5 protein-coding genes are annotated in these 3,797 nt (G+C 66.7%); 3 read left to right on the forward strand and 2 right to left on the reverse strand.

Annotated elements, in window-relative coordinates; all coding sequences use genetic code 11:
• Nucleotides 1-64: 64 nt before the first annotated feature.
• On the reverse strand, nt 65-1,108 hold the full coding sequence (hrcA, locus tag VNW74_RS11065; protein ID WP_325676662.1) for a heat-inducible transcriptional repressor HrcA: 1,044 nt from the start codon (nt 1,106-1,108) through the stop codon (nt 65-67).
• A gap of 117 nt (nt 1,109-1,225) precedes the next feature.
• Between hrcA and VNW74_RS11070 the strand changes: the two genes are divergently transcribed.
• The 3 genes from VNW74_RS11070 (at nt 1,226) to VNW74_RS11080 (ending at nt 3,150) form a co-directional block, all read left to right on the forward strand.
• A complete protein-coding gene (locus VNW74_RS11070) occupies nt 1,226-1,537 on the forward strand; it encodes a type II toxin-antitoxin system VapB family antitoxin (RefSeq protein ID WP_325676664.1) in 312 nt (103 codons plus the stop codon).
• 129 nt (nt 1,538-1,666) lie between these two features.
• Complete coding sequence (locus VNW74_RS11075) at nt 1,667-2,263, forward strand: carboxymuconolactone decarboxylase family protein (RefSeq protein ID WP_325676666.1); 597 nt, start codon at nt 1,667-1,669, stop codon at nt 2,261-2,263.
• Nucleotides 2,260-3,150, forward strand: a complete 891-nt coding sequence (locus VNW74_RS11080; RefSeq protein ID WP_325676668.1) for a sigma-70 family RNA polymerase sigma factor — start codon at nt 2,260-2,262, stop codon at nt 3,148-3,150. The genes VNW74_RS11075 and VNW74_RS11080 overlap by 4 nt, the downstream gene beginning before the upstream one ends.
• On the opposite strand, the gene VNW74_RS11085 is transcribed toward VNW74_RS11080, so the two are convergent.
• Nucleotides 3,147-3,665: a hypothetical protein gene (locus VNW74_RS11085; protein ID WP_325676670.1), complete on the reverse strand. Its 519-nt coding sequence runs from the start codon at nt 3,663-3,665 to the stop codon at nt 3,147-3,149. The two genes, VNW74_RS11080 and VNW74_RS11085, sit on opposite strands and share 4 nt — an antisense overlap.
• Nucleotides 3,666-3,797: the final 132 nt, after the last annotated feature.

Below are 3,797 nucleotides of genomic sequence, written 5' to 3' on the forward strand. Positions count from 1 at the left end.
GGCCCTTAGGCCTTTTCAGACCGCACTACCGCGGCCTTCCACAGATTGTGCAATGAGTGGGCGCTCATCGCCCACCCAGCACTTCGCCGATATAGAGAGCAACCGCTGCGACGCTGGCGATAGTTCCCGGATAGTCCATTCGGGTGGGCCCGAGCACACCCATGCCGCCGTAGACGGTGTCGGTGGTGCCGTAGGTGGTGGACACCACCGATGTGCCCATCATCTGCTCGGCCTCGGTTTCGTGCCCGATGCGCACCGTCACTTTACCGGCTTCTTGCTGGGCAGCCAGCAGCCGCAGCACCACGACCTGTTCCTCGAGTGCTTCCAGAATCGACCGCAGCGAACCGCCGAAGTCGGCGGTATTGCGGGTCAGGTTGGCGGTGCCGCCGAGCAGCAGCCGCTCCTCGGTGTGCTCGACCAGGGACTCCAGCAGCACAGTCGCCGAGCGTCCGACCGCGTCGCTGAGGCTGGTGCGCTGCCCGCCGCGGCCGTCGAGCTGGGCGGCCAGATCCGCGACCGCGATCGATGCCGCCGAAAGCCTTTTGCCTTCCAGCGCTTGGCCGAGCATCTCGCGCAGCTGGGACAGCTGGTGGTCGTCGATGACATCACCGAGCTCGACGATGCGTTGGTCGACCCGGCCGGAGTCGGTGATGACGACCATCAGCAACCGGGCCGGGGTCAGCGCAATCACTTCCAGGTGCCGCACGGTCGACGTCGACAACGTCGGATACTGCACGATCGCCACCTGGCGGGTCAGCTGCGCCAGCAGCCGCACGGCGCGTCGCAGCACGTCGTCGAGGTCGACACCCGATTCCAGAAAGCCTTGGATGGCTCGCCGCTCAGCCACCGACAGCGGCTTGACGTCGTCGAGCCGGTCGACGAATTCGCGGTAGCCCTTTTCGGTCGGCACCCGTCCGGAGCTGGTGTGCGGCTGGGTGATGTAACCCTCCGCCTCCAGCACGGCCATATCGTTGCGGACCGTGGCGGACGAGACGCCCAGGTTGTGGCGCTCGACCAGCGACTTCGACCCGATCGGCTCTTTGGTGGAGACGAAGTCGGCGACGATCGCCCGCAGCACCTCAAAGCGACGGTCGTCCGCACTAGCCATCTGGATCCACCTTTCCAACCTGACCCATTTTACGGTGATCACCAGCCGCTACGGTTCCGCTAGCCTTTCCTGCATGGCCACGTCGAGCCGCGGCGACGCGCCGGAGACGATCTGCGGATGATCTTCAAGGGTGTGCGTGAGGGCAAGCCGTATCCCGAGCATGGGCTGTCCTACCGGGACTGGTCGCAAATTCCGCCGCAGCAGATCCGACTCGACGAGATAGTCACCACCACGACAGTGCTGGCGCTTGATCGCCTGCTGTCCGAAGACTCCACGTTCTACGGCGACCTTTTCCCGCACGCGGTGAAGTGGAAGGGCATCGTTTACCTCGAGGACGGTTTGCATCGCGCAGTGCGTGCGGCGCTGCGGAATCGCATCGTGCTACATGCCCGGCTACTCGATCTGGATGCGGTCGCTCCCCAGGCTTAGCGCTCGGTCACGTTCTCGCGCCGGCCGGTGTCGAGGTAGGTAGGAACGCCCGACGCCCGGCGACGATGCGGGCCGTGCAACGGCCCGAGAAGGAGCCGGGCATTCAGAAAGGCTTTGAGGAGGACCACCATGCCACGAATCACCGGAGTTTCCGATCGCGACGCCGGCCTCGGCGCCAAGATCGCTTATTTCTTCACCAAGCGGCGCTTCAAGCAGATGACCGGACTCGAAACCGCAACGATGCTCGAGCCGCTGCGGATGTATGCGTATATCCCCAAGCTGCTCAACGCCTATGGCCGCTTGGAACTGGCCGAGTCGAAAATGGATATCCTCAGCCCCCGGCATCGCGCGCTGGCCGAGCTCAAATCGGCGGCGACGGTGCGCTGCGAGTACTGCATCGACCTCGGTTCGGCGATCGCGCGCCGCTGGGGGCTTACCGACGAGGAACTGCTGGCCTTATCCGACTACCAGAACGCCACCTGCTTCTCCGACCTCGACAAGCTCATCCTCGAATACGCCACGGCGGTCAGCCGCACACCGGTCGAGGTGAGTGACGCGCTATTCGACGGCTTGCGCGCGCATTTCGACAACGCCCAACTAGTCGGGCTGACCCACATCATCACGCTCGGCAATCTTCGGGGGCGCTTCAATCTCGCGTTGGGCATCGGGGCATCGGGTTTCAGCGACGGCAGGGTGTGCGCCCTGCCCGACGCTGGTGGACGGTGACCGCAAACACCGACCTGGCAGCTCGTTTCCAGGCGGCCCGGCCGCATCTGGGCGCGCTGGCCTACCGCATGCTGGGTTCGGTCGACGACGCAGAAGACGCCGTACAGGAGGCCTGGCTACGGCTGACCGGCGGCGACCACCGGGATGCCCGGCAGATCGCCAACCTCGACGCCTGGCTGACCACCGTGGTGGCCCGGATCTGTCTCAACACGCTGCGCAACCGCCGGGCACGACCCCGCGAAGAACTCGTCGCCCGAGTGCCGGACCCTATCGTCGACGCGGTCGGCGAACCCGATCCCGAGCACCAGGCGATGCTGGCCGACGCGGTGGGGTTGGCGTTGTTCGTGGTACTGGACACCTTGCCGCCCCCCGAGCGGCTGGCGTTCGTGCTACACGACGTCTTCGCCGTGCCGTTCGACCAGATTGCACCGATCGTCGAGCGGTCACCCGAGGCCACCCGCAAGCTGGCCAGCCGGGCGCGACGGCGCATCCAGGATGCCGCGCCCAACCCGGACACCGACCTGGCGGCCCAACACGCCGTCGTCGACGCCTTCTTTGCCGCCGGGCGTGCCGGTGACTTCGACCGGCTGGTCGCCGTACTGGACCCCGACGTGTCGCTGCGCGGCGATTTCGGCCGCGGGCCGGCCGGACTGCGCTCGGTGCAGGGCGCCTCCGCCGTGGCCGGGCTGGCCCGAGGCTACGCAGCGCCGGAACGCGAAGTCCGCCCCGCCATCGTCAACGGCGCCGCCGGCGCGGTGGTCTACGTCGACGGCGAGCCGACCGCCATCATGGGCTTCGTGGTCCGCGGCGAGCGGATCGCCGCGATCGACGTGCTGGCCGATCCCGAGCGGATCGCGCGGATCGACTTGCGAGCGGTAACCGGCTAGCCAGTGGCCGCTTGCACCAGCGCGATCGCGGCGTCGTGCTGCATGACCCAGGTGCCACCTTGGTCGATGAACGCGAGTTGCTTCGTAACCGGCCCGGCGAACTTGGGACCCGTGATGGCGACGTCAGCACTGACCGCGTTTGGGCCGACCGGCTGGATGTTCGTCACGTTGAACTGCTCCGGGAACTTCCCGTCCCGGTAGGCCTTTCTCAGATCGTGGTCGGCCACATGGCCCTCGTCTCCACTGATGCCGTTTTCAACCAGACCGAACTTGTTCTGATACGACACACCAGGGTCGGTGACCTGGTTGCACAGGCTGGACAACTGGTCCGGGCTCGGCAGGGGCGGCGCGCCCGGCGGCGGAGGCGGTGGGGGGTCCTGCGCAAAGGGCACGCCCAAGGCGGCAGGCTGCACCTGCAAGCCCGGCGTGGCGCCAATGGCAACCGACGTCAAGCCGGCCGCCGCGGCGGCGATTGCGGCGACGGCCGCCGCCCCGGCAAGCAATTTCACGGTCATAACTGTCCCTTCGATTCGGACTTCAACATGGGCGTCATTGTGCCGGTCGCAGCGTAGTCGCCAGTGGCGCTGACCCCGGCGTGTCGTATCACTGGTTGTCTCAACATACCCGCTGGGTCCGCGACGGAACCG

It is taken from the genome of Mycobacterium sp. (assembly GCF_035570115.1).
Classification (GTDB): Bacteria; Actinomycetota; Actinomycetes; order Mycobacteriales; family Mycobacteriaceae; genus Mycobacterium.

Bases quoted from the DNA above. Each gene is read 5' to 3' on its own strand.
- hrcA (WP_325676662.1), bottom strand. From the start codon at position 1,108: ATGGCTAGTGCGGACGACCGTCGCTTTGAGGTGCTGCGGGCGATCGTC.
- VNW74_RS11070 (WP_325676664.1), top strand. From the start codon at position 1,226: ATGATCTTCAAGGGTGTGCGTGAGGGCAAGCCGTATCCCGAGCATGGG.
- VNW74_RS11075 (WP_325676666.1), top strand. From the start codon at position 1,667: ATGCCACGAATCACCGGAGTTTCCGATCGCGACGCCGGCCTCGGCGCC.
- VNW74_RS11085 (WP_325676670.1), bottom strand. From the start codon at position 3,665: ATGACCGTGAAATTGCTTGCCGGGGCGGCGGCCGTCGCCGCAATCGCC.